The organism is Pseudomonas sp. WP18, assembly GCF_036689585.1.
Lineage (GTDB): Bacteria > Pseudomonadota > Gammaproteobacteria > Pseudomonadales > Pseudomonadaceae > Aquipseudomonas > Aquipseudomonas chlororaphis_E.
Genome location: NZ_CP144758.1, coordinates 1,972,610 through 1,996,488, shown reverse-complemented (window position 1 = coordinate 1,996,488; position 23,879 = coordinate 1,972,610). Strand labels below are relative to the sequence as shown.

Genomic DNA, 23,879 nt, shown 5'->3' with positions numbered 1-23,879 from the left:
AACCGGCTCGTAAACAGTAAGGGGCGTCAGGCTAGAGGAAGCTTTTGAGAGGCGCTGTAGGACTATTCCCAAATTGAAGAAGGACGCATTCCTCATGACGTTGGGATTCGTCCCAGTAAACCCTTTCATGCGCCCCCCGGACCGGGCATCGCGGCCATGTGTCGCGCCAGTCGCTGCGCCAGTTGCTCCATGACCACGCGCAGGTCTTCCACGGCGGGCGCCAGTATGCTCCGGTCGGCGGCGCGGCAGGCGCTTTCCAAGGCTTCACAGGCGTCGATCAGCGGCTGGGCGTTGATCATCCGCGCGCCGCCCTTGATCCGATGCGCCAGGTCCGCCAGGCCCGGCAAGTCGCGCTGATCGGACAGGCGCAGCAGCCGGGCTTGATCTTCGACATGGCTGCTGAGCAGTTCGCGCAGCAGCTGCCTGAGAGAGTCGGTGTCGCTGCCGGTCAGTTGTTCGAGGGTGGACAGGTCGAAACCGGCGCTGGGCGACGATGGCGCCGCCTCCGGCAGGACCTGGGCCAGACGCGCGGCGAGCTCCCTCAGGCCGATGGGCTTGAACAGGCAGTCGTCCATCCCCGCTTCGGCGCAGCGTTGCTTCTCTTCTGGCAGGGCATTGGCCGTAAAGCCCAGGAGCAGCGTTGCCGGCACGTTACGGGCGCGCTCCTCGGCCCGGATGGCGCGGGCCAGGTCGTAACCGCTCAACAACGGCATGTTGCAGTCGGTGATGACCACGTCGAAGGGTTCGCTGCGCCAGGCCCGCAGGCCTTGCTCACCATCCGCAGCAACCTGGACGTGGTGCCCCAGGTAGCTCAGTTGCTGGCTCAGCAGCAAGCGGTTGGCCGGGTAGTCGTCGACCACCAGGATCTTCAGAGCCCGAGCCGCCACCGCAGCCTCAGTCTCAGTCTCGGCGCGCGGCACGCCGGGCCGGGCGTCGAGCACCGGCAGGCTGAGCAGCACCTCGACCTGCGTGCCCTGTCCCGGCACGCTGCTCAACCTCAGGGTACCGCCCATCATTTCGCACAGGGTTCGACTGATCACCAGACCCAGCCCGGAACCGCCGCGGGCCGACGAGGCATTCTGACCGGCCTGGCTGAACGGGCTGAACAGCCGCCGCTGATCTTCAAGCGAAATCCCGCAGCCGGTGTCCTCGACCCGCAGGCACACGTCCAGGCGTTCACCCTTCAGGCCCGGTTCGCCGCGGACCTTCAGGCGGACCTCGCCCTGGTCGGTGAACTTGATGGCGTTGCTCAACAGGTTCGAGACGATCTGCTTGAAGCGTAGCGGATCGATCAACACATCGCGCTGGAGCGTGGCCTCCACGTCCAGCAGCAGACGCAGGTGTTTCTGTCGGGCCAGCCCGTCGAACATGCGCGCCATCGACTCGATCAGCTCATGCAGAGCGGCGCGTTCCGGCATCAACGTGAGTTTGCCGGACTCGATGCGGGCAATGTCGAGGATGTCGCCGATCAAGTCCAACATGCCGCGGGCCGCCGTTGACGCAACTTCGATGGCGGACCGGTCGACGACGCCCTGGTCGGCTTTTTTCTGCGCCAGCTCCAGCATGCCGATCACCGCGTTCATCGGTGTGCGGATTTCATGGCTCATGGTCGCGACGAAGGTGGTCTTGGCGCGGTTGGTGTCGTCGGCGCTTTGCTTGGCCACGCGCAACTGCTCCAGCAGGCGCCGCAGGTAGACGACCCAGCCCAGGGTCACCAGCAACAACAGCGCTGCGATGGCGAAGCCGCGCAGGATGGTCGTGCGGTTACGCAGCCAGTAGCTGTCATCGATCACCACTTCACTGCGCCAACGGTTGGTCAGTTCGTCCATTTCCTCGGGGGAAATGCTCAGCAGCGCCTTGTCCAGGATCGAATGCAGTTGCGTCGAGTCTCGCCGGGTCACCAGGGCCACGCGAGCCGGCAAGGTGCCGACGGTGCTGGTGACCTGCAACCGGTCGCGGTACTGGCGGGAAATCAGGTAGCGGGCGCTGATCAACGAATTGACCGCGCCCTCCACCGTGCCGGCGGCCACCATCGCCATGGCGTCGGCGGTGTTTTCAGCCGGCACCAGGTGCACGCCGGGAAAGGTTTCCGAGAGGTAGTCACGCAGCACGTTGCCACGGATCAGCGCCAGCCGCTTGCCGTCCATCTGGTCCAGGGTCAGCGCGACCTTGCGCGGCGTCACCAGCACGAACGGGTTGGTCAGGTACGGTCGGGTGAAGCGCAACTGGTCTTCCAGTTCGGGGCTGACGGGCGCGGCCGCCAGCACATCGGCCTGGCCACTGCGCACCTGCTCGATGAGCTCGTTGAGCGAACCGCCGCGCAGCAGATCGAACTTCAGGCCGGTGCGCAGGCTGATCCTGGCCAGCACGTCGGCGCTGATACCGCGCAACTGGCCCTGGTCATCGATGAACGTCAGCGGTGGGAAATGCTCGTTGACCGCCACCCTGATCCGCGGATGGGTGTCCAGCCAGCGCTGCTCCTTGACGCTGAAATGCAGCGCCTGTTGCCCCGGCACGCTCGCGCCGCCGGCACTCCAGCGGCGCAGGATGCTCATCCGCTCGCCAGCGGGGATGGCTTGCAACGCGGCGTTGAGGATACGCAGCAGGCGCGCGTTGTCGCGGCTGACCGCGAAGGCGAACGGCTGCACCTCCAGGCGAGAGAAATCCGCCAGCTGGACATTGTTCAGGTAGTTCTTGCTGATCAGGTAATGGGCGCTGATCGAATCCCCCAGGTAGACGTCGGCCTGTCCGAACGCCACGGCGCCGATGGCGCTGAGGGTCGAGGGGTACAACTGCAAGGACGCCTCGGGATAAAACGCCTTGACGGTGTCCGGCGGCAAGTAGTGGTACAGCATCGCGACGCGCTTGCCCGCCAGGTCCGGCGGCAAGTCCTGGCTGTCGTCGGTGCGCGCCACGAGGGTAGGCAGGTCATCGGCATAGGCTTGGGACATCGCCAAGTCCGGGTCGCCGGCCTCGAAACCATTGGCATTGCCGAGCAGGTCGATCTCGCCGCCACGCAGGGCCTGGAGCGATTCGGCCCGGGACGGATAGCGCTGGACCACCACCTGGACGTGCAAGAGTTGCCCCAGCAGTTGCGCATAGTCGGCGGTCAGGCCTTCGTAGTGGCGCCCGTCGCCGGTCATGCCGAACGGCGCATAGTCCGGCGCCGACTCGCCCAGCCGCAACGTGCCTTTCTGGCGCAACCAGGCCCAGTCCGCCGCGCCCAGGGACACCGAATAATCGTCCACGTTCGAACGCCCGAGCACCTGCAACGACTCGGGCGCCGCCTCCACCGGTGGCGTCACACTCAACGAGCCCAGCAACAGCGCCGCCAGGCCTGTGCGTAGAAGCTGCATCATCGGGGTCAGGTTGTATCGCTTGGCGTAGTCGGCCCGGGACGCCGCCGACTGCGTTCGAGTCGGGACACCCGGCTGATGGGTTCAGACTGCCAATACGGGAGAACAGCGAACCGTCCATGGGCCTGTCAAATGGCGGCAGGCGTGGACTGAGTGTAGGAAATTTCTGAGGATTTGCCTGCCATGCAGCGCAAATTCAGGTGGAGCGCTTTCGCGGGCAAGCCCGCTCCCACAGGACTTTGGGTTTGCCTTGAGTCTGTGGTCGCCACCTAGCCCATTGTGGGAGCGGGCTTGCCCGCGAAAGCGGCCGCACAGCCAACATCGCCATCGACTGCCCCAGCGCATTCGCGAGCAAGCTCCCACGGGGAGTCTGGCAGTGGGCGGTTACGCCGACGCCAGGTGCAGGTCTGGCACCGGGCGCGCTTGCCCGCGGTGCTTGCCATGGTCATACAGCGAGCCGGCGATTTCATCGGCGCGCACCGGCAGGATCGACAGCAAGGTGTCGCTCAAGCCATGGCTGGCCTGGCAGAAGCCCTGCATGTAGATGGCCGCCTTGCAGCGTTCGTCGGTGATCAGCTTGTAGTGCCGGTCCACTTCGAAATCGCCCAGGTACGGCGCCAGCGGGGCCAGCAGCGAACGGTGCATCTGCCGCTCATAACCGGTGGCGAGCACCACCGCGTCGTAACGGCGCACGGTCAGTTCGCCGGTGGCGCTGTTGCGCACCGCCAGCTCGATACCGGCGTCGGTGGCCGTGGCTTTTTCCACGGTGGTCAGGGTACGGAAGGCATGGCGGGCCACGCCGGAGACTTTCTGGCGATAGAAAATCCCGTAGATGCGCTCGATCAGGTCGATGTCCACCACCGAATAGTTGGTGTTGTGGTACTCGTTGACCAGGCGCTCGCGCTCGCTGTGGGGCTGCTGGAACACCAGGTCGGTGAATTCCGGCGAGAACACCTCGTTGACGAACGGACTGTCATCCGCCGGCTTCAGGGCCGAACCGCGCAGAATCATGTCGACCTGGACCGACGGGAAGCTGTCGTTGAGGTCGATGAAAGCCTCGGCCGCGCTCTGCCCGCCACCGATGATGGCCACCTTCATCGGCTGGCCACTCACGCACGGCTGGGTTGCCATGCGCTCCAGGTACTGGGAATGATGGAACACCCGGCGATCGTCCTTGAACGCCTTGAACGCGTCCGGGATGCGCGGCGTGCCGCCGGCGCTGACCACCACCGAACGGGCGGTGCGGACGAATTCCTCGCCCTGGCTGTCACGGGAAATCACCCGCAGCGCCTCCACCTGCTGGTGGTGCAGCACCGGCTCGATACGCAGCACTTCCTCGCCATAGCGGCTCTGTTCGGCGAACTGCGCGGCGACCCAGCGCAGGTAGTCGTTGAACTCCATGCGGCATGGGTAGAAGGTGCCCAGGTTGATGAAATCCACCAGGCGCCCGTGCTGCTTGAGGTAATTGACGAACGAATAAGGGCTGGTGGGGTTGCGCAGGGTCACCAGGTCCTTGAGGAAGGAAATCTGCAACTCGCTCTGGGTCACCAGGGTGTTGCCATGCCAGCGGTAGTCGGCCTGCTTGTCGAGGAACAGCACGTCCAGCTCGCCCTGGACCGGCCCTCGCTCCTGCAACGCAATGGCCAGTGCCAGGTTCGAAGGGCCGAAGCCAATGCCGATCAAGTCGTGAACGATGGGCGATGCAATTGCCTGTGTCATTCCAGTGTCCTCTGGAGAAGCCCCTCAACAGGGCGCGAAAAGCCTGGGGGTAACCGACCGGCCCGAGTGCAGGGCCGGCAAGTCGTCTGTTGAGAGGAACGAGGACAAGGAAAAAAAATTTACCGCCGCGCGAATCGCCAGCGGCAAATCAAGGCGTGTCCCACTGTCGCACCCGAACGCGACAGTGCTTCATGGCATTGACGATGTGCTTTTCCACCAGTGCCCGGGAAATGCCCAGGCGCTCGGCGATCTGCGGGTGCGACAAGCCTTCGAGCTTGCGCAACAGGAAGCTTTCGCGGCACAGCGGCGGCAACTCGGCCAGGGCGCGCTGGAGCATGTCCAGGCGCTGGCCGTGATCGAGACAGGTGTGGGGCGATGGCGTGAAGAAGCGTTCTTCGCTGTCCAGCACGTCCAGGGATTCAACCTGGCGCAGGGTGTTGCGCCGATGGCCGTCGATCACCAGGTTCAACGCCGTGCGATACAGGAAGGCCCGCGGCTGTTCGATGGGCGTGTCGCTGGCGCGCTCCAGAACCCGCACATAGGCGTCATGCACCACATCCTCGGCCGCCTGGCGGCTGCCTAGCCTGGCGTTCAGGAAACACACCAGCTCGCGATAGTAGTTTTCCAACATGACTCCCGTGCGCAATGGCTGCGACCGCTATCCCTGTGTCCACTCGGCGTGCCTGGAACAGGCAGTGGCACGATAGTGGCAGATTCAATCGCGTAATTTATAGTAATTCTCATATAGATTTAAAGCTGTGGCGAGGGGATTTATCCCCGTTGGGGCGCGAAGCGTCCCCGTTGAGGGCTCCCTGGCGTATCAGACGCGAAGAGTTGACAAGTTTTAGGGGCGCTTCGCGCCCCAACGGGGATAAATCCCCTCGCCACATCATCGGCGCCTTCCTCAACCTGCTACCAAGTGTTTCAACCAGTAAATTCCCGCCCAAAACGCTCGTTTACCAGAACAGCCTCCCGTCCCTGCCCTTGCTACGACGGGCTTGAACCCATCGGCCGGAACCCTGCATGAAACGTCCCCGCCCTACCCGACGCGCCTGGCTCCTTACCATCACCCTGCTGCCCGCCGTCGCCTTCGCCGCCTGGCAAGCCGTCGCGCCGACGCCCACCGCCCGGGCGACCGCCGCCGTCAGCCGTGGCGACATCGAAAACAGCGTCACCGCCCTCGGCACCCTGCAACCGCGCCGCTACGTGGATGTCGGCGCCCAGGCGTCCGGACAGATCCAGAAGATCCACGTGGAAGCCGGCGACGAAGTGCGCGAAGGCCAGTTGCTGGTGGAAATCGATCCGTCCACGCAAAAAGCCAAACTGGACGCCGGGCGCTTCGCCATCGAAAACCTCAAGGCCCAGTTGCAGGAGCAACGGGCGCAACACGACCTGGCCCAGCAGAAATCCCGTCGCCAGCAACAATTGCAGGCCGGCGGCGCAACCCGCGAGGAAGACGTGCAGACCGCCCAGGCCGAGGTGCGGGCCACCCAGGCGCGCATCGACATGTTCCAGGCCCGGATCCGCGAAGCCCAGGCCAGCCTGCGCAGCGACGAAGCCGAGTTGGGCTACACACGGATCTACGCACCCATGAGCGGCACCGTGGTCGCCGTCGGCGCCCGGGAAGGCCAGACGCTCAACGCGCAGCAACAGACCCCGCTGATCCTGCGCATCGCCCGGCTAACCCCCATGACGGTCTGGGCCGAGGTCTCGGAAGCCGACATCGGCCACGTCAAACCGGGCATGAACGCCTACTTCACCACCCTGGCCGGCGGCACCCGGCGCTGGAGCAGCACCGTTCGCCAGATCCTCCCGGTGCCGCCGCGCCCCCTGGAAGCCAGCCAGGGCGGCAGCCCCACCGGTGGTCGCAGCGGCAGCGAACGCGTGGTGCTCTACACCGTGCTGCTAGATGTCGACAACGCCGACCGCGCCCTGATGACGGACATGACCGCCCAAGTATTTTTCGTCGCCGCCCAGGCCCGCGACGTGCTCAGCGTGCCCACCGCCGCGTTGCAGGATGCCGCCGGCCAGGTGCTGGTGGTGGCCGATAATGGCGACGTCCAACCACGCACGGTACGCACCGGCATCAGCGATCGACTGCGCACCCAGGTGCTCGAAGGCCTGAATGAAGGCGAACGGGTGCTGATCGGCCCGGCGCCCGGCAGCGGAGGCTGAATGGACACGCCCCTGATCGAACTGCGGGACATCCGCAAGGCTTACGGCGGTGGCGACAGCCCTCGGGTGGAGGTGCTGCGGGGCATCGACCTGTCGATCCATGCCGGGGAATTCCTGGCAATCGTCGGGGCGTCCGGCTCCGGCAAATCGACACTGATGAATATTCTCGGCTGCCTCGACCGCCCCACCAGCGGCGAGTACCGGTTCGCCGGCGAAGACGTCGCCCGTCTGGGCAGCGACGAACTGGCCTGGCTGCGGCGCGAAGCCTTCGGATTCGTGTTCCAGGGCTACCACTTGATCCCGTCCGGCACCGCTCAGGAAAACGTCGAGATGCCGGCCATCTACGCCGGCACCTCGGCCGCTGAACGCCACGCACAGGCCCAGGCGCTGCTCGAACGCCTTGGCCTGGCGAGCCGCACCGGCAACCGTCCGCACCAACTCTCCGGCGGGCAACAGCAACGGGTGTCGATTGCCCGAGCGTTGATGAACGGCGGTCACATCATCCTCGCCGACGAACCCACCGGCGCCCTCGACAGCCAGAGCGGCATCGAAGTCATGGCCTTGCTCGACGAGTTGGCGAGCCAGGGCCACGTGGTGATCCTGATCACCCATGACCGCGAAGTGGCGGCACGGGCCAAGCGCATCATCGAAATCCGCGACGGGTCGATCATCAGCGACAGCGCCAACGGCGCGCCCGCAACGCCCTGCGCCAACCCAAAGGCGTTGCAGGCCGTGGACCTGCGCCAGCGGCTGAGTGCCGGCAGCGAACACAACGGTGCCTGGAAAGGCGAACTGCTCGACGCCGTGCACGCCGCGTGGCGGGTGATGTGGATCAACCGTTTCCGCACCGCCCTGACCTTGCTCGGCATCATCATCGGCGTGGCATCGGTGGTGGTGATGCTGGCGGTGGGCGAAGGCAGCAAGCGCCAGGTCATGGCCCAGATGGGCGCTTTCGGCTCCAACATCATCTACCTCAACGGCATCGCGCCCAACCCGCGCGCCACCAAGGGCATCATCAGCGAACAGGACCTGGCCGCCCTCGCCGCCCTGCCCGAGGTGCAGCGCATCATGCCGGTCAACGGTGCCGAGGCCAGCGTGCGCTTCGGCAACCTCGACCACAAAAGCTACGTCGGCGGCAACGACACGCACTTTCCGCTTATCTTCAATTGGCCGGTGGTCCAGGGCAGTTACTTCAGCGATGCCGATGAGCGCAGCGCGGCGGCGGTCGCCGTGATCGGCCACAAGGTCCGGCAGAAACTGCTCAAGGACGTCGCCGACCCCATCGGCCGCTACATCCTGATCGAGAACGTACCGTTCCAGGTGGTCGGCGTGCTCGCGGAAAAAGGCGCCAGCTCCGGCGACTCCGACGCCGACAACCGCATCGCCGTGCCCTACTCCGCCGCCAGCGTGCGACTGTTCGGTAGCCGGCACCCGGAATACGTGGTGATCGCCGCCCGGGACGCCGGCAAGGTCCGTCAGGCCGAACAGGCGGTGTCCCGCACCCTGTTGCGCCTGCACGACGGCCAGCAGGATTTCGAACTGACCAACAACGCCGCGATGATCCAGGCCGAGGCGCGCACCCAAGGGACGCTGTCGCTGATGCTCGGGGCGATTGCTGCGATTTCGCTGCTGGTGGGCGGCATCGGCGTGATGAACATCATGCTCATGACCGTGCGCGAACGGACCCGGGAAATCGGCATTCGCATGGCCACCGGCGCCCGCCAACGGGACATCCTGCGCCAGTTTCTCACCGAAGCGGTGATGCTCTCGGTGGTCGGAGGCCTGGCCGGCATCGGCCTGGCCCTGCTGGTGGGCGGCGCGTTGCTGCTGGGCAAGATCGCGGTGGCGTTCGAATGGCTGGCGGTGTTCGGCGCCTTCGGTTGCGCCCTGGCCACCGGTGTTGTGTTTGGCTTCATGCCGGCCCGCAAGGCCGCCCGCCTCGACCCCGTCGCGGCCCTCACCAGTGAATGAATGCATGCCGATGAAAGCGCACCTGACCCTCCTGGCCGCCAGCCTGCTACTGGCGGCGTGCAGCACTCCGTTGTCGCCCCCGGACAGCGGCATCCAATCGCCATCGACCTGGCAGCACCTCGAAACTCCCGCCGCCGAGGCAGACAACCGGCAATGGTGGACGCAATTTGGCAGCCCACAACTCAATCGTCTGATCGAGCAGGCACGCCTGGACAGCCACGACCTCGCCGCCGCCATGGCACGGGTTCGCCAGGCCCAGGCCAACGCAGTGATCGCCGGTGCGCCCCTGCTGCCGGAACTCAAGGCCGGGCTCAACGGCACGCGCCAGGAACTATTGCGCGGCAAGGGCTACAGCCAACTGGACGTGGACCGGGACAACCGCTCGCTGGATTACTACGACGCCAACCTCAGCGCCACCTATGAGCTGGATTTCTGGGGAGGCAAACGCGCGGCCCGGGACAGCGCGCTGGGCACCCTGGCGGCCAGCCGGTTCGACCGGGCGACCGTGGAGTTGACCCTGCTCAGTGGCGTCGCCAACAGCTACACCCAGGCGCTGTCCCTGGGCGAACAACGACGCATCGCCGAACTGAACCTGGCCAATGCCCAAAGCGTGCTCGACCTGGTGCAGACCCGCTACGACGCCGGCAGCGCCACCGCCGTGGAACTGTCCCAGCAGAAAGGCCTGGTGGCAGCGCAGCAGCGCCGGCTGCCGCAGGTGCAGCAACAGGCCCGGGAGGCGCTGATCACCTTGGCGACGCTGTTGGGGCAGCCGGTGCAGGCGGTCCGCCTCGATGCCGAGGACTTCGACCGCCTGCACTGGCCGTCCATCGACGCCGGCGTGCCCAGCGACCTGCTGCGCCGCCGCCCGGACATCGCCGCCGCCGAAGCACGCCTGAGCGCCGCCGAAGCCGACATCCGCGTGGCGCGCGCGGCAATGCTACCCTCGATGACCCTGGGCCTGAGCCTCGCCAGCGGTGCCGACATCGCCGACCAGGTGTTGCGCAACAACGTCTACAACCTCACCGCCGGCCTGGCGGCGCCAGTGTTCAACAACGGCCGCCTGAAAGCCGAACGGGACAAGGCCACCGCCCGCCAGGAAGAGCTGCTGCAAACCTACCGCGCGGCCATCATCAACGGCTTCGCCGACGTCGAAAAAGCCTTGAACGGCATCAACGGCCTGGAACGACAACGGCAGTGGCAAGCCGAAGAACTGCAACAGGCCCAAAGCGCCTTCGACATCGCCCAGCGCCGCTACCAGGCCGGCGCCGAAGACCTGCTCACCGTACTGGAAACCCAACGCACCCTCTACGCCGCCCAGGACATGAACGTGCAACTGCGCCTGGCCCGAGTCCAGGCCAGCGTGGCGCTGTACAAGGCGTTGGGTGGGGGGTGGCGGGTGATGTAACATCCCTCAACTCCTCAAGCCAAGCCACACACACCTGTGGCGAGGGGATTCATCCCCGCTGGGCTGCGCAGCAGCCCCAAACCGGCTCACTCAATACCCCTGACACACCGAGGTGCCGGCTCTGGGGCTGCTGCGCAGCCCAACGGGGATGAATCCCCTCGCCACAACTGCGTTCTCTTCAGCGCTGTTGAGGCTGCAATGTAGGACTCCCCAGCCAGGCTACATCGCCTTGCGCCGTGGCAAGCGAGCGCTGGGCATCCAGCAAATGATTTGAGTTGGCAGAACTGCTGGCAAACCGCGCCCTGGACATCGCCGCGCCGCGCTAAACGCATACCTCCAAGCCAAGTGACACCCGTGGCGAGGGAGCTTGCTCCCGCTGGGCTGCGCAGCAGCCCTAAGATCTTGCGGTCGCTGCGCAACCGAGCGGGAGCAAGCTCCCTCGCCACAAATAATTCCCGCCCCTGTTCATCCAATCAGAAAGGTTAAGCAGGCTTGGCCTTGAGATTGCGCGCATACCACGGTCGTTGCGGCACCCGGCGAAACAGTTCGGAGAGCTTTTTGTCATCGCTGCCGAAGGTGATGCGCAGGGCCAGTTTCATGGTTTCCGGGTCCATTTCCACCGAACGCCCCACTTGCAGCCCCGGCGTGGTGCTGCAACCGTGGGTGTCCGGGCCCAGCCAGGGGTCGGCAATTTCCACCCAGCGGCCCGGGGCGAACCAGGGTACGCCGTTGACGTCCAGGCGGCTCACTTCGCCGGGGTGGAAACGTTCGTGGGCACGAAACCAGTCTTCGAGACGATCATCGATCCAGCCGTGAAAGGACCAGAACACCGGGTTCACGTGGGAAGAAAACGGGTCGCCGAGAAAGTCGTTTTCCGCTGCATACCAGCGCTGGGCAAAGTCGGCCGGGTCACGGGCGAACGGCACCGGGTGGCCGTTGGACGGGTCCCTGGGCACCGAGGCCCAGCGCATGTGCAGCCAGTCGTGCAGCCCCAGTTCCATCTCCGAACCCAACTGGCCCAAGGTCAGTTTCGACAGGTAGCGCGGGTCACGGTAGCGCGATTCCCAGACCTGGAAATTGCTGTGGTAGGTCTCGGCCGTCTTGATGTCGCTCACCCATTGGGCGTACTGCTCGTCGCCGTCGGCCAGCCAGGTGGGCGGCAAGGCCGTGCCGTCGTGGTTGTCGAAATAGCGGGCGAACCCGATGCGATCACGCGCCAGTTCCGGTTGCGGCAACGGGAAGCGCGGCCAGGACGGCAACGGCTGGAACGAGCGCGCCGTGCCCAGCATGTGCCGGTGCATGAAGAAGAAGTCGATGCCCGAGCCGTTGCGATCCTTGCGCGGCCCGCGAGCGTCGCGCTCCTGGCCCCTTGGTCCGGGCTGCCAGCCGATGCCGCGCAGGGCGTTGCGCTTGCCTTCGTCCAGGGTGTGCCATTTGTCCCGCGTCGCATGCCAGAGTTGATGGAACAAGCGATGCTCGGGCGACACCAGCCAGGCCAACAGCGCCGGGCTCAGCGGCACGCGGTCGCGGGCTTCGGGAAACGGCTGCTTGACGGCGATGAAGCGGTTGTCGAGTTCCGGCTGGGCCAGCGGACGATCCAGCGACCACACGCGCCCGCTGAGGGTCGCGGGGCCGGCATTGCCGAAACCGGCCCAGACTTCGTCCAGGGTCATGATGAATTCATAACGCGGCACGCCGCTCGCCCCATCGACCAGCCGCCAGCTCAACTGCCTGGGGTCGGTTCCGGCCAGGTCACCCAGCACCCGGTAGCGCGGCTCGCCGCCGCTGCGCAGCCGCTCGGCGGTGTCGAGGCAGCCCACCAGGCCACGGCCCTTGTGGGCGATGTCGAGGAAGAGCTGCAGATCGTCGTCCGGCACGCCCGCAAGGCCGGCCTCCTGCCCGCTGAAACGGATCGTCCAGATCCCCCGCAACGTATCCGCCTGACGCTGGCCCGCCACATCCGCCACATCGAAGGACGCCTCGCCGGGGGTGATGGTCGGGTCCGGGCGGGTCAGTTCGCGATGTCCGTAATACACCGCAGGCACAGCGGCACCGGTCAGTGCCAGGCCTGCCATGAACCCTCGTCGAGAAATCGTCATTGCCTTACCTGTGTTCAGCCCTGGGGTGGGCGTTATCCAAGCTAGGACGATGGCTGGGGGGACAAATTTAAAGACTGTGGGGGCCTCTTCGCGAGCAAGCCTGCTCCCACAAAGGTCAGCCACCTGGAGGAGATCCCCTGTGGGAGCGAGCTTGCTCGCGAAGAGGCCCTCCCAGACCGCTAAATTTCCCCACCGATCACTCGTTCTTCCCAGACAGCAAAGGCGAACCTGACTGAGATCGGCAATGACAACACGACGTTCGAAAAAGGCGCTGTTCACCGGCGTGCCCCTGGCCCTGGCGTTGGTGGTGGGCGGTGGCCTCGCGGCCTGGGACTACGGGTGGCGGGACAACCCCGGCTACCCGGTCAAGGTGATGAAAGAGGCTCGGGCGCTGCATGAGCGCCTGCTCTCCTTCGACAGCCACATCACCGTGCCGCTGGATTTCGGCACCGCCGGCCACGAAGCCGACAAGAACGGCGACGGCCAGTTCGATCTGGTGAAAGCCAATCGCGGCCAGTTGTCCGGCGCGGCGCTGACGGTGTTCGGCTGGCCGGAGTTGTGGAACGGCCCCAACGCGCCGCACAAGCCCACCGCCGGCTTCGTCGAGGAAGCACGCAACCAACAGGAAGTGCGCTACAAGATCATCACCGGGTTGGTCCGCGACTACCCCAACCAGGTCGCCATCGCCTACACCCCGGAGGATTTTCGCCGGCTGCACGGTGAGGGCAAGTTCGCGATTTTCATCAGCATGCTCAACGCCTACCCCCTTGGCGATGATCTGAACCTGCTGGACCTGTGGACGGCGCGAGGCATGCGCATGTTCGGCTTCAGCTACATCGGCAACAACGACTGGGCCGATTCCTCGCGCCCGCTGCCGTTCTTCAACGACTCGCCGGATGCCCTCGGCGGCCTGTCGGACATCGGCAAGCAAGCGGTGACCCGCCTGAATGACCTCGGTGTGATCATCGACGTGTCGCAGATGTCGACCCAGGCCCTGGAGCAGGTCGCGCAACTGAGCCGCACACCGCTGGTGGCCTCGCATTCCGCGCCACGGGCGATGGTGGACATCCCGCGCAACCTCAGCGACAAGGAACTGCAACTGATCAAGCGCAGCGGCGGCGTGGTGCAGATCGTCGGTTTCTCCCAGTACCTGCGCCCGCTCACGCAAAAGACCCAGGACAAGCTCAACGCCCTGCGCGCACGTTTCGACCTGCCGCCGCTGCCCAACCTGGCCATGGCGCTGATGCCCGGCGATCCGATCATCGCCGCCTGGCCCGAGCAGAAGTTCGGTGAATACGCCGCCCAGCTCTACGGCATCCTGGAAGAAGAACCCAAGGCCAGCCTCAAGGACCTGGGGGACGCCATCGACTACACCGTGCGCAAGATCGGCATCGACCACGTTGGCATCAGCTCCGACTTCAACGAAGGCGGCGGCGTGAAAGGCTGGGAAAACGTCGGCGACATCCGCAACGTCACCGCCGAATTGCTCACCCGCGGCTACTCCGAAGCCGACATCGCCAAGCTCTGGGGCGGCAATTTCCTGCGGGTCTGGGATCAGGTCCAGAAGGCCGCGCGACCGGCCGTGGCCTCGACCCAGAAGGTCGGCCAGCCATGAATGAACGCCGCACGTTCCTGAAGCGGGCCGGGATCCTCGCCGCCGGCCTACCCCTGGCCAACAGCCTGCCCGCCACGGCCGGCACTCCATCGCTGCCGTCGCTGCCCCGGGATAAATGGGCGCAACTGCGCTCGTTGTTCGACCAGGATCCGGACTACCTGCATTTCGCCAACTTCCTCGTCACCACCCACCCGCGCCCGGTGCGCGAGGCCATCGAGCAACACCGCGCCGCCCTCGACAAGAACCCCGGCCTGCAGATGGACTGGGACCTGGGCATCACCGAAGCCCGCGAGGAAAACGTGCGCACCTGGGCCGGCCGCTATCTGCAAGCGGGCCCCAGGCAGATCGCCCTCACCGGCAGCACCACCCAGGGCCTGGCGATGATCTACGGCGGGGTCCAGGTCAAGCCTGACCAGGAAATCCTCACCACCGTCCACGAACACTACGCCACCCACACCATCCTCGACCTGCGCGCCCAACGGGACGGCACCCGCGTGCGCAAGATCAAGCTGTTCGAGGACGCCCACCGCGCCAGCCACGATGAGATCCTGGCCGCCATCGACCGCGCCATCCGCCCGCAAACAAGGGTGCTGGGCATGACCTGGGTGCACTCCGGCAGCGGCGTGAAGTTGCCCATCGACCAGATCGGTGCGCTGGTGGAGCGGCACAACCAGGGCCGCCGCGATGACCAACGCATCGTCTACGTGGTGGACGGCGTGCACGGGTTCGGCGTGGAGGATCTGGGCTTTGCGGCGATGAACTGCGACTTCTTCATCGCCGGCACCCACAAGTGGATGTTCGGCCCGCGCGGCACGGGGCTGGTGTGCAGCCGCAGCGACGAACTCAAATACGTCACGCCGATCATCCCGACCTTTTCCGAAGCCACGGCGTTTTCCACCGTCATGACCCCGGGCGGCTTCCATGCCTTCGAGCACCGCTGGGCGGTGGACGAGGCGTTCAAGCTGCACCTGGAGCTGGGCAAGGCCGAGGTACAGGCGCGCATTCACGCCCTCAACAGCTACCTGAAAAAACAGCTGGTGGCGATGCCGCAGGTTGAACTGGTCACGCCGTTGAGCCCGGCGCTGTCGGCCGGCTTTACCTTTTTCCGCATCAAGGGCCGCGAGAGCGGCCAGGTGGCCGGCGACCTGATGAAGCAACGCGTGATCGTCGACGCCGTTCACCGCGATGCCGGGCCGGTGATCCGCACCGCACCGGGCCTGCTCAACAACGAAGCCCAAATCGATCGTTTCATGACGCTGTTGAACCAGGCGATCTGACCCGCGCTTGTTGGACTTTAATCGAGAGAAAAAAATGAACCGTTTTCCACTGAAGGTACTTGCCGCATTGGCCTTGGTCGCCCCGCTGCCCAGCGGCGCCGAAGCGTCTCAACCGGGCCAGGTGTTTCGCGATTGCAAGGATTGCCCGGAGATGGTCGTGTTGCCCACCGGCACCTTCCAGATGGGCACCCCGCCGGACGAAGTCGGCCGCGAGCCGGACGAAGGTCCGATGCACCCGGTGACGTTCGCCCGGCCGCTGGCGATCAGCCGCTTCCACGTGTTGAAGGGTGAATGGTTCGCCTATTTGCGCGACACCGGCTACACGATGCCCGACGGTGATGACCGCCCTGGCCGCGCCTGCAAGGCTGGCATCCCGGATTACCAGGGCAGCGACCCGCGCAAGCAATACAGCGACCGCCACCCGGCGGTGTGCATGGACTTCAACGAGGCCAATGCCTACGTGGCCTGGTTGTCGAAGAAAACCGGCAAGCCCTACCGACTGACCAGCGAGTCGGTGCGCGAATACGCCGCGCGCGGCGGCACTACCGGGCCGTTCCCCTTCCCGTTCGATGAAGGCAAGGACTACAGCATCGCCCGGCATGCCAACACCTACGGCGCCGCCGATGGCTTCAACTTCACCTCGCCGGCCGGCAGCTTCCCGACCAACGCCTTCGGCGTGTACGACATGCACGGCAATGTCTACGAGTGGACAGCCGATTGCTACAACGACAGCTACACCGGCGCCCCGAACGACGGCAGCGCCTGGCTCGACGGCGACTGCAAGGTGCGGCGTATCCGTGGCAACGACTGGGGCGAGGCGCCAGTGTTTTCCCGCTCGGGCAACCGTAACGCGGCGTACCCCGATGCGCGTGGGGATTGGCTGGGGTTTCGGGTGGTGCGGGATATGTAGCCCGTGAATTCACTTGTGGAGTGCACTTTGTGGCGAGGGGATTTATCCCCGCTGGCGCGCGCAGTGCCCCCATAGCCTGGACATGCGTTGTGTCGGACGGGTTGAGGGGACGAGAGGCCGCTGCGCGGCCAGCGGGAGCAAGCTCCCTCGCCACGGACACCGGTCGCTAAATCCCATGTTCTTCCAACCGTTCTACAGGGGGGCGCGACACAACCGGCGCGCTCCGTCCTCAAGCCCTTGCGATGAATACCTGCGGGGGCCTTCGCCCTTTCTTCAAGCAGGGAAACCGCCATGAACCAACCAACACGCGGGGTGATGCACGAGCTGTTCACGCTGCTCAAACCTTTCCGGCTGATTGTCATCGGCGCCATTGCGCTGGGCATGCTTGGCGGGCTCAGCGTCACGGTGCTGCTGGCGACGATCAACCAGGTCCTGCACGCCGACAACGGCCTCAGCACCACGGTGGTCGGCGTGTTTGCCGGGCTGTGCCTGCTGGCGCTGACCAGCTCGATCTTCTCGGACATCGGCACCAACTATGTCGGCCAGAAAATCATCGCCAGTTTGCGCAAGACCCTGGGGGAAAAAGTGCTGTCGGCGCCCATCGAACAGATCGAGCGCTATCGCAGCCATCGCCTGATCCCGGTGCTGACCCACGACGTCGACACTATCAGCGACTTCGCCTTCGCCTTCGCCCCGCTGGCCATTTCCCTGACCGTCACACTCGGTTGCATGGGTTACCTGGCGCTGTTGTCGTGGCCGATGTTCCTGGTCACGGTGGTGGCGATCCTGATCGGCACGGTCATCCAGTACATCGCCCGGGGCCGCGGCATGCAGGGTTTCCTGAACGCCCGCGAACACGAGGACGAACTGCAAAAGCACTACAACGCCATCGCCGAGGGCGCCAAGGAACTGCGCATCCACCGCCCCCGTCGCCAGCGCATGTTCGTCTCGGGCATCGAACGCACCGCCGACACAATCTGCGACACACAGATCCGCTCGGTGAATATCTTCGTGGTCGCCAAGACCCTAGGCTCCATGCTGTTTTTCGTGGTCATCGGCCTGGCCCTGGCGCTGCAATCGCTGTGGCCAAGCGCGGACAAAGCGGTGATGAGCGGTTTCGTGCTGGTGCTGCTGTACATGAAGGGGCCGCTGGAACACCTGATCGGCACCCTGCCGATCGTCAGCCGCGCGCAGATCGCCTTCCGCCGGATCGCCGAGCTGTCGGAACGGTTTTCCTCGCCCGAACCACACCTGCTGCTCAGCGACCCGGGCAACCGCAAGGCCTCCGTGCGAAGCCTGGAACTGAACAACGTGGCCTACAGCTTCCCGTCGGTCGAAGGCGCCACGCCCTTTCGCCTGGGCCCGGTGAACCTGCGCATCGACCAGGGCGAGATCATTTTCATCGTCGGAGAAAACGGCTGTGGCAAGACCACGCTGATCAAGCTGTTGCTGGGCCTGTATGCCCCGCAACAGGGGGAAATCCGCCTCAATGGCCGGGCGGTGACCGACCTGGACCGCGACGACTACCGCCAACTGTTCACAACGATCTTTGCCGACTACTACCTGTTCGACGACGTCGTGCAGGGCGAGACCCACATCCCCGACGACGCCAACCAGTACCTGCAACGCCTGGAGATCGCCCACAAGGTCAGCGTGCGCGACGGCACCTTCACCACCACCGACCTGTCCACCGGCCAACGCAAGCGCCTGGCCCTGGTCAACGCCTGGCTGGAAGAACGCCCGGTGCTGGTGTTCGACGAATGGGCCGCCGACCAGGACCCGACTTTCCGGCGGATTTTCTACACCGAGCTGCTGCCGGACCTCAAGCGCCTGGGCAAGACCATCATCGTGATTTCCCACGACGACCGTTACTTCGATATCGCCGACCAGTTGGTGCGTATGGAAGCCGGCCATGTCGTCACCGAGCTGCAACCGGCCTGACGGTGAACATTTCTTTAAAAAAAGACGCTGGGTCTTTCCGGTTTACCAAAGGCCCAACGTCTTACTAGCAGCCAATAGAAATAGTTCTCAGTAACATTCTGACGAGAAAAAATAATGCCAGCACCGCTAGGACTGAAACCGCTCACCCAGGCTCTACTGATCCGTCATTCGTTTCGACCGCATGTCCCGGTCCTCTGCGCGCTGGTCCTGGGCCTGCCGCTGACGGCCCAGGCCCAGAGTCTGCCGATCAACATCCAGGCGCAACCGCTGGGCAGCGCGTTGCAGGAGTTCGGTCGCCAGACCAACCTGCAAGTGCTCTACAACCCGGCCGACGTCAGTGGCCTGCGCAGCACCGCGGTGAGCGGTGACCTGGAGCCGGCCGCCGCCATGGCCCGGTTGCTCCAGGGCACCCCGATCGCCTACAGCGTCCAGGGCAACAGCATGACACTGCGCAGCCGCAACGATGGCGCGGGCCTGGACCTGGCGCCGATCAACATTTCGGGCACCCAGGAGTCGGCATGGGGGCCGGTGGATGGGATCGTCGCGAAAAAAACCGGCACCGGCACCAAGACCGACACGCCGCTCAACGAAGTGCCGCAGACCGTCAACGTCATCACCCAGGACGAGGTCAAGCTGCGCGGCTCGCAGAGCGTCACCGAAGCCCTGCGCTACACCGCCGGCATGACCGGTGGCGGTTTCTCCGACCGGGTGACGATCTTCGACGAACCGACTTCCCGCGGCTTCATTCCGACGCCGCTGTACCTCGACGGCCTGCACCTGCCCTACGGCGGCGGCAGCACCGGCGGCGCCCTGCAGATCGACCCGTACACCCTGGAGCGCATCGAAGTGCTCAAGGGTCCGGCCTCGGTGCTCTACGGCCAGAACCAGCCGGGCGGGATCGTCAACATGGTCAGCAAGCGCCCCACCGCCACGCCGTTGCATGAGGTGACCCTGGGCGCCGGCGACAACGACCGCAAGAAGCTCGGCTTCGACCTGGCCGGCCCGCTGGATGACCAGGGCGAATTCCTCTATCGCCTGACCGGCGTGGCGGAGGATTCCGGTTCGGAAATCGACTACGTCGAGAAAAACCGCATGCTCCTGGCGCCGAGCCTGACGTGGAACCCGAGCGACGAAACCAGCATCACCTTCTTCGCCCAGTACCAGAAAGACCACGACACCCCGTCCGCCCAGGGCCTGCCCGCCTCCGGCACGGTGCTGCCGAACCCGAACGGCAAGTACAGCCGCTCGACCTTTTTCGGCGAGCCGGACGTGAACAAGTACAACCGCGAGCAGTTCGTCGTGGGCTATGAGGCCTCCCATGAACTCAATGACGTCTGGACGCTGAAGCAGACCGCGCGTTACGCCCAGGTCGATGACCAGTACGTGGATCCGCTGCACGGCTACGGCTTCATCGCCAACCCGGTCACCGGGGCCAACGACCAACGCTACATGCGCCGCTACGGGGTGGACTGGTCGCAGACCAACAAGGTCTACAACATCGATACCACTGCCCAGGCCAAATTCCACACAGGGGCACTGGACCACACCGTCTTGCTGGGCGTGGACCACTACCATTTCGAGTCGAAGTTCCTCGGCCTGTACGATCGCAGCGCGTCGGCCATCGACATGTACAACCCGGTGTACGGCGGCGCGATCAATTTCAGCTCGCCCTACCGCTGGGACAACACCGTTCGCCAGACCGGGCTGTATGTCCAGGACCAGCTCAAATGGGACAAGTGGTTCCTCACGCTGGGCGGCCGCTATGACTTTGCCGAAACCGACAACAAGCGTCCGCTTGACGGGACCAGCACCAAGACCCGGGATGAAAAATTCAGTGGCCGGGCCGGCTTCGGCTACCTGTTCGATAACGGTCTGACGCCTTATGTGAGCTACTCGGAGTCATTCCTCCCCGTCACTGACACCGGGTTTGGCAACACCGCGTTCAAGCCGACGACAGGCAAGCAGTACGAAGCCGGGATCAAGTACGAACCCAAGGCTATCGACGGTTTTATCCAGGTGTCGGTCTACGACATCGTGCAAAAGAATGTGGTGACGTCCAATCCGCTCACCCCCGGCTTCAGCGGCCAGTCCGGTGAAGTGCGTTCCCAGGGCATCGAGTTGGAAGGCAAGGTCAACCTCAACAAGAACGTACGGGTGATCGGTTCGGTGTCGCGCAACGACATCGAGTACACCAAGGACAACGATGGTCGCGAAGGCCGTCACCCGGCCAGTGCGCCACCCCTCACCGCCTCGGCCTGGATCGACTACACCTTCACCGGCGCCAGCCCCCTGGCCGGTCTCGGCGCGGGCATCGGCGCACGGTATGTGCGCGAGAGCTACGGCACCGACTACGAAGGCGCATTCACGATTCCGTCCTACACGGTCTACGACGCCATGATGTCCTACGACTTCGAGAAATCCCCGCTGCACATCAAGGGCGTGAGCGTGCGGATGAACATGGAAAACCTCGAGGACAAGAAATACGTCGCCAGTTGCCGCAGCAACTGGGACTGCTACTACGGCCAGGGCCGCACCCTCACCACCGACCTGACCTACAACTGGTAACCCTCACCGCCGCAAAGGATTGCGGCTGAGGTTGTCTGGACTGCCGTCTTCGCGAAGAAGAGACCAGGCCTGTCCAACATCTCCATCGACTGACCCACCGCTTTCGCGGGCAAGCCCGCTCCCACAAAGGATTTACGGTGAACACACATCTGTGGTCGCCAATGATCAACCTGTGGGAGCGGGCTTGCTCGCGAAGACGGCGGTACATTCAACATCAATGCAAACTGACCCACCGCTTTCGCGAGCAAGCCCGCTCCCACAAGGGATTTACGGTGAACACACATCTGTGGTCGCCAACGATCAACCTGTGGGAGCGGGCTTGCTCGCGAAGACGGCGGCACGGTCGCATCATCACTCACTGACCCATCGCTATCCCAACTGCGTTTCCACGCGATCCCGCCCAGCCTGCTTGGCGGCATACACGCCCGAGTCGGCCCGTAGCAACAAGGCATCGGCGCCCTCACCGGCGCGCCAGGTGGCGATGCCGAAGCTGGCGGTGACGATTCCCACGTCCTCGATCGGGGCCGAGCGCAAGCCTTCCCACAGTCCCAGGGCCAGGGCATAGGCACTCTCGCTGTCCGTGTCCGGACACAACACCACGAACTCTTCCCCACCCAATCGGCAGAACACATCGGTACGTCGCAACCGCTGGGCAACCCGCTGGCAGACCGCCTGCAACACCCGGTCGCCCACCGCATGGCCATGCTGGTCGTTGATGCGCTTGAAGTGATCGATGTCCAACATGATCACCGCCAGCCCCCCGGAACCGCGCTCGACCCGGGACATCTCCGAGGTCAGTCGCTCCTGGAAATAACGGCGGTTGCGAATCCCCGTCAAGGCATCGGTAACCGACAGCGCCCGCAGTTCTTCCTCCACCCGCTTGAGGTCGGAAATATCCGAGATGTAGCCGTGCCACAACACCCCGCCGCCGGGCAGTTCCTCCGGCGTGGCCTCGCCCCGGACCCAACGCAGGCCCCGCTGCGGCAACTGCAGCCGGTATTCTTCACGCCAGGGGCTCAGGGTATCAGCCGACGCACGAATCGAGCTGCGCACGCGGCTGGCGTCCAGGCAATGAATGCGCGAGAAAATCGCCTCGGCGTTCTGCACCAGCACGTGCGGCTCCAATTCGTAGATGTCGCGAATGCCGTCGCTGGCGTAGATCACACTGAAACGGCCGTTGAAATCCATCTTGAACTGATAGATGCCGCCCGGCACATGGGCGCTGAGTTTCTTCAGCAACAGGTCCCGTGCCGCCAGGGCTTCGTGGACGCGCTTGCGTTCGGTGATGTCGATGCAGATCGCCAGGTGCCCGACCCACAGCCCCTGGTCATCGAGCATCGGCGTGGCCAGCATGTTCACGGTCAGATGGCTGCCGTCGCGACGCACCAGGGTCCACTCCCGTGCCTGCTGGCCGCCCTGCTCGCCCCCCTCGAGCAACATCGCGTGACAGGTGGGGATCGGCTTGCCGAAACGCGCACCGAGCTGGGCGGCCCGGGCCTGGAGTTCACGCGGCACATGCAGGCTTTCGAGGGTCATGCTTTGCAGGACCTCGCTGCTGGGGTAGCCGAGCATCTGTTCGGCGCCGGCGTTGAAAGTCGTGATGACGCCGCGCAGGTCCGTGGCGATGATCGCCACCTCCGTCGCCGCATCCAGCACCCCGCGCAACTGGCCATGGGTGCCGCGCAGTTCCTGCTCCCTGGCCCGCAATTCGCGGGTGCGTTGCTCCACCAGTTTCAGTGCCCGTTGCCGCTGGCTGACCAGCACGTAAAGCAAGGCGCTGAGCAACAGGCTGAGCAAGCCACCCAGCACCATCAGGCTTGCCGCCGATGAGTGGTTGGTTGTCAGGAACGTCCGGCTGGGCCGCAGCTCCACCCGATAATCGCGATCGGCCAGACGCACCCGGCGGGTCTCCGACAATTCGCTGTGGCCGGCCGGGGTGGGCGATTCGAACAGGGCTTCCTCGCGATCGTCCGCAGACAGGTCGATAACCCGCATCGACAGATTGTCATGACCGGCCGTCGGCAGGCCGTCGCCCGCCAGTTGGCGCATGCTGATGGCCGCGACCACATACCCGAACGGTTCGGTGGCCCCTGGTCGGGTGACCGGTGCCGCCAGCAACACGCCGCGGGTGAAGGCCGGATCGACGCCAATCAGGTCCAGTGGCTGTGAAACCGCCAGCCGGCCACTCTGCCGCGCCCGGTCCAGGGTGGCCCGCCGAACGGGCTCGAACAGCAGGTCCATGCCCAAGGGCGAGCCATAGGAGGCCTGGCTTTGCACGTAGAGCACCGGCACATACTCGTCCCGCTCGGCGGCCGGCCGCAGACCACCGCTGCCGTCGGCTTCACGGACGGTGAAGTTTATCGAGCCTTCGGCCCGCGCCTGCTGTTCGAACGCCAGCCGTTCGTCCCGTCGCACCCTGGGCGCCCAGGCAAGCGCCCGGGTACGTCGCAACAAGGCTTCGGCGTACCCGCGGAATTCGTCATTGGACACCGACTCCGAGTTGGCGAAGAAGCGCCGCAGGCCATCCAGACGCTGCTCCTGCTCCTGGAAGCGCTCCTCGATCCGGCTGAAACGCTCCTCGGCCTGCAGTTCGAAGCGCTGGCGCAGTTGCTGGCCGAACAGGTTCATCATCGCCCAGCTCAGCACCGCCGTCAGAAAGCTGCCGGCCAGCAAGACCAGCGTTGCCACGAGCCAGGCCGAGACGTCTTCGCTGATAAAGCCCAGGATCCTGGGGCGCACCTGATGCAAGGCCATAAACACGACTCAAAAAGGGCCAAGCAGTAGGTTCAACCCGGCCACAGGCTAAGTTATAGCTATTAGCCATCATTTTGACCAGCCCCAAGATG

At 65.0% G+C, this 23,879-nt stretch carries 13 protein-coding genes; 8 read left to right on the top strand and 5 right to left on the bottom strand.

Annotated elements, in window-relative coordinates; genetic code table 11:
• Nucleotides 1–125: 125 nt before the first annotated feature.
• The 3 genes from V5F23_RS08765 to V5F23_RS08755 form a co-directional block, all read right to left on the bottom strand.
• Nucleotides 126–3,359 carry a transporter substrate-binding domain-containing protein gene (locus V5F23_RS08765; RefSeq protein ID WP_338498081.1) on the bottom strand — a complete coding sequence of 1,078 codons (3,234 nt, stop codon included), beginning with the start codon at nucleotides 3,357–3,359 and terminating at the stop codon, nucleotides 126–128.
• Nucleotides 3,360–3,740: 381 nt separating this feature from the next.
• The gene (locus V5F23_RS08760; protein WP_047737368.1) at nucleotides 3,741–5,075 is read right to left on the bottom strand and encodes a SidA/IucD/PvdA family monooxygenase; all 1,335 of its coding nucleotides are present in this window, start codon (nucleotides 5,073–5,075) and stop codon (nucleotides 3,741–3,743) included.
• A gap of 148 nt (nucleotides 5,076–5,223) precedes the next feature.
• A complete protein-coding gene (locus V5F23_RS08755; RefSeq protein ID WP_042732749.1) occupies nucleotides 5,224–5,706 on the bottom strand; it encodes a sigma-70 family RNA polymerase sigma factor in 483 nt (160 codons plus the stop codon).
• 392 nt (nucleotides 5,707–6,098) lie between these two features.
• Here V5F23_RS08755 and V5F23_RS08750 point away from each other — a divergent pair, with 392 nt between their 5' ends.
• From V5F23_RS08750 to V5F23_RS08740, 3 genes are read left to right on the top strand one after another with little or no spacing between them, the layout of a single operon-like run.
• Nucleotides 6,099–7,250 (top strand): efflux RND transporter periplasmic adaptor subunit, encoded by a 1,152-nt coding sequence (locus V5F23_RS08750; protein ID WP_123578628.1) that lies wholly within the window; start codon nucleotides 6,099–6,101, stop codon nucleotides 7,248–7,250.
• On the top strand, nucleotides 7,251–9,221 hold the full coding sequence (locus tag V5F23_RS08745; RefSeq protein ID WP_338498076.1) for a MacB family efflux pump subunit: 1,971 nt from the start codon (nucleotides 7,251–7,253) through the stop codon (nucleotides 9,219–9,221).
• 10 nt (nucleotides 9,222–9,231) lie between these two features.
• On the top strand, nucleotides 9,232–10,626 hold the full coding sequence (locus V5F23_RS08740; protein ID WP_338498881.1) for an efflux transporter outer membrane subunit: 1,395 nt from the start codon (nucleotides 9,232–9,234) through the stop codon (nucleotides 10,624–10,626).
• A gap of 482 nt (nucleotides 10,627–11,108) precedes the next feature.
• Here the strand turns inward: V5F23_RS08740 and V5F23_RS08735 are convergent, their stop codons facing one another.
• Nucleotides 11,109–12,725: a PvdJ/PvdD/PvdP-like protein gene (locus V5F23_RS08735; RefSeq protein ID WP_338498075.1), complete on the bottom strand. Its 1,617-nt coding sequence runs from the start codon at nucleotides 12,723–12,725 to the stop codon at nucleotides 11,109–11,111.
• Nucleotides 12,726–12,969: 244 nt separating this feature from the next.
• On the opposite strand from V5F23_RS08735, the gene pvdM reads away from it, so the two are divergent.
• From pvdM to V5F23_RS08710, 5 genes are all read left to right on the top strand, one after another.
• Nucleotides 12,970–14,340, top strand: coding sequence for a pyoverdine-tailoring dipeptidase-like protein PvdM (gene pvdM / locus V5F23_RS08730; RefSeq protein ID WP_338498074.1), 1,371 nt, complete (start codon nucleotides 12,970–12,972; stop codon nucleotides 14,338–14,340).
• The gene (locus tag V5F23_RS08725) at nucleotides 14,337–15,617 is read left to right on the top strand and encodes an aminotransferase class V-fold PLP-dependent enzyme (protein ID WP_338498072.1); all 1,281 of its coding nucleotides are present in this window, start codon (nucleotides 14,337–14,339) and stop codon (nucleotides 15,615–15,617) included. The genes pvdM and V5F23_RS08725 overlap by 4 nt, the downstream gene beginning before the upstream one ends.
• A 34-nt stretch (nucleotides 15,618–15,651) precedes the next feature.
• A complete protein-coding gene (locus V5F23_RS08720) occupies nucleotides 15,652–16,527 on the top strand; it encodes a formylglycine-generating enzyme family protein (RefSeq protein WP_042731631.1) in 876 nt (291 codons plus the stop codon).
• Between the two features lie 291 nt (nucleotides 16,528–16,818).
• On the top strand, nucleotides 16,819–18,468 hold the full coding sequence (locus V5F23_RS08715) for a cyclic peptide export ABC transporter (protein WP_042731630.1): 1,650 nt from the start codon (nucleotides 16,819–16,821) through the stop codon (nucleotides 18,466–18,468).
• A gap of 114 nt (nucleotides 18,469–18,582) precedes the next feature.
• Nucleotides 18,583–21,033: a TonB-dependent siderophore receptor gene (locus V5F23_RS08710; protein ID WP_080922140.1), complete on the top strand. Its 2,451-nt coding sequence runs from the start codon at nucleotides 18,583–18,585 to the stop codon at nucleotides 21,031–21,033.
• 369 nt (nucleotides 21,034–21,402) lie between these two features.
• Here the strand turns inward: V5F23_RS08710 and V5F23_RS08705 are convergent, their stop codons facing one another.
• Nucleotides 21,403–23,787, bottom strand: coding sequence for a diguanylate cyclase (locus tag V5F23_RS08705; protein WP_338498061.1), 2,385 nt, complete (start codon nucleotides 23,785–23,787; stop codon nucleotides 21,403–21,405).
• Nucleotides 23,788–23,879 lie beyond the last annotated feature (92 nt).